Annotated in this window: 1 rRNA gene; it reads right to left on the reverse strand. The window is 50.4% G+C overall.

What is annotated here, in order from left to right:
- Positions 1-12: 12 nt before the first annotated feature.
- Positions 13-2942, reverse strand: a 23S ribosomal RNA gene (locus JFL43_RS21990).
- Positions 2943-3173 lie beyond the last annotated feature (231 nt).

Genomic DNA, 3173 nt, shown 5'->3' on the forward strand with positions numbered 1-3173 from the left:
GTTAAGTAAAATTTGGTTAAGTCCTCGATCTATTAGTATTCGTCAGCTCCGTATGTCGCCACACTTCCACCTCGAACCTATCTACCTCATCGTCTTTGAGGGATCTTACTTACTTGCGTAATGGGAAATCTCATCTTGAGGGGGGCTTCATGCTTAGATGCTTTCAGCACTTATCCCGTCCACACATAGCTACCCAGCGATGCCCTTGGCAGAACAACTGGTACACCAGCGGTGTGTCCATCCCGGTCCTCTCGTACTAAGGACAGCTCCTCTCAAATTTCCTACGCCCACGACGGATAGGGACCGAACTGTCTCACGACGTTCTGAACCCAGCTCGCGTACCGCTTTAATGGGCGAACAGCCCAACCCTTGGGACCGACTACAGCCCCAGGATGCGATGAGCCGACATCGAGGTGCCAAACCTCCCCGTCGATGTGGACTCTTGGGGGAGATAAGCCTGTTATCCCCGGGGTAGCTTTTATCCGTTGAGCGATGGCCCTTCCATGCGGAACCACCGGATCACTAAGCCCGTCTTTCGACCCTGCTCGACTTGTAGGTCTCGCAGTCAAGCTCCCTTATGCCTTTACACTCTACGAATGATTTCCAACCATTCTGAGGGAACCTTTGGGCGCCTCCGTTACTCTTTAGGAGGCGACCGCCCCAGTCAAACTGCCCGCCTGACACTGTCTCCTACCCCGCTAAGGGGCATGGGTTAGAAGTTCAATACAGCTAGGGTAGTATCCCACCAACGCCTCCTCCGAAGCTGGCGCTCCGGAATCTCTGGCTCCTACCTATCCTGTACAAGCTGTATCAAAATTCAATATCAGGCTACAGTAAAGCTCCACGGGGTCTTTCCGTCCTGTCGCGGGTAACCTGCATCTTCACAGGTACTATAATTTCACCGAGTCTCTCGTTGAGACAGTGCCCAGATCGTTACGCCTTTCGTGCGGGTCGGAACTTACCCGACAAGGAATTTCGCTACCTTAGGACCGTTATAGTTACGGCCGCCGTTTACTGGGGCTTCAATTCGCACCTTCGCTTGCGCTAAGCACTCCTCTTAACCTTCCAGCACCGGGCAGGCGTCAGCCCCTATACGTCACCTTACGGTTTTGCAGAGACCTGTGTTTTTGCTAAACAGTCGCCTGGGCCTATTCACTGCGGCTCTCTCGGGCTTTCACCCTACTAGAGCACCCCTTCTCCCGAAGTTACGGGGTCATTTTGCCGAGTTCCTTAACGAGAGTTCTCTCGCACACCTTAGGATTCTCTCCTCGACTACCTGTGTCGGTTTGCGGTACGGGCACCTTTTACCTCGCTAGAGGCTTTTCTTGGCAGTGTGAAATCAGGAACTCCGGACATACGTCCTCGTCATCACAGCTCAACGTTATAGAAATGGGATTTGCCTCATTTCACGCCTCACTGCTTGAACATGCATAACCAACAGCATGCTTACCCTATCCTACTGCGTCCCCCCATTGCTCAAATGGTAAATAGGTGGTACAGGAATATCAACCTGTTGTCCATCGCCTACGCCTATCGGCCTCGGCTTAGGTCCCGACTAACCCTGAGCGGACGAGCCTTCCTCAGGAAACCTTAGTCATTCGGTGGACGGGATTCTCACCCGTCTTTCGCTACTCATACCGGCATTCTCACTTCTAAGCGCTCCACCAGTCCTTCCGGTCTGACTTCACTGCACTTAGAACGCTCTCCTACCACGGACATCTAAGATGTCCATCCACAGCTTCGGTGAATTGTTTAGCCCCGATACATTTTCGGCGCAGCGTCACTCGACCAGTGAGCTATTACGCACTCTTTAAATGATGGCTGCTTCTGAGCCAACATCCTGGTTGTCTAAGCAACGTCACATCCTTTTCCACTTAACAATTACTTTGGGACCTTAGCTGGTGGTCTGGGCTGTTTCCCTCTTGACTACGGATCTTATCACTCGCAGTCTGACTCCCGTGCATAAATCACTGGCATTCGGAGTTTGTCTGAATTCGGTAATCCGGGATGGACCCCTAGTTCAAACAGTGCTCTACCTCCAGGATTCTCTATCACGAGGCTAGCCCTAAAGCTATTTCGGAGAGAACCAGCTATCTCCAGGTTCGATTGGAATTTCTCCGCTACCCACACCTCATCCCCGCACTTTTCAACGTACGTGGGTTCGGGCCTCCAGTAAGTGTTACCTTACCTTCACCCTGGACATGGGTAGATCACCTGGTTTCGGGTCTACAACTACATACTCATTCGCCCTATTCAGACTCGCTTTCGCTGCGGCTCCGTCTTCTAAAACTTAACCTCGCATGTAATCGTAACTCGCCGGTTCATTCTACAAAAGGCACGCTATCACCCATTAACGGGCTCTAACTACTTGTAGGCACATGGTTTCAGGATCTATTTCACTCCCCTTCCGGGGTGCTTTTCACCTTTCCCTCACGGTACTGGTTCACTATCGGTCACTAGGTAGTATTTAGCCTTGGGAGATGGTCCTCCCAGATTCCGACGGAATTTCACGTGTTCCGCCGTACTCAGGATACACTCAGGAGAGAATGAACTTTCAACTACAGGGCTGTTACCTGCTCTGGCGGGCCTTTCCAGACCGCTTCATTTAACTCATTCCTTTGTAACTCCATGTAGAGTGTCCTACAACCCCAAGAGGCAAGCCTCTTGGTTTGGGCTCTTCCCGTTTCGCTCGCCGCTACTCAGGGAATCGAATTTTCTTTATCTTCCTCCAGGTACTTAGATGTTTCAGTTCCCTGGGTCTGCCATCAAGACGCTATGTATTCACGTCAAGATACTGCTCCATTACGAACAGTGGGTTCCCCCATTCGGAAATCTCCGGATCAAAGCTCACTTACAGCTCCCCGAAGCATATCGGTGTTAGTGCCGTCCTTCTTCGGCTCCTAGTGCCAAGGCATCCGCCATGCGCCCTTAATAACTTAACCTAAAAGTTAGTTATTAAGCCTAAAAAACTTAATAATAAAAAATGTGTTACTTAATTTGCTTCAATGTCGTTTTATCCAGTTTTCAAAGAACAAGGTTTTGAAGATCATTTTACAATGAGCCTTCAAAACTGAACGCAAGACGTTAATCGACAGATCCAAGATCTGTTTCCGTAATTATCCTTAGAAAGGAGGTGATCCAGCCGCACCTTCCGATACGGCTACCTTGTTACG

This window comes from Viridibacillus soli (assembly GCF_016612995.1).
GTDB classification, from domain to species: Bacteria; Bacillota; Bacilli; order Bacillales_A; family Planococcaceae; genus Viridibacillus; species Viridibacillus soli.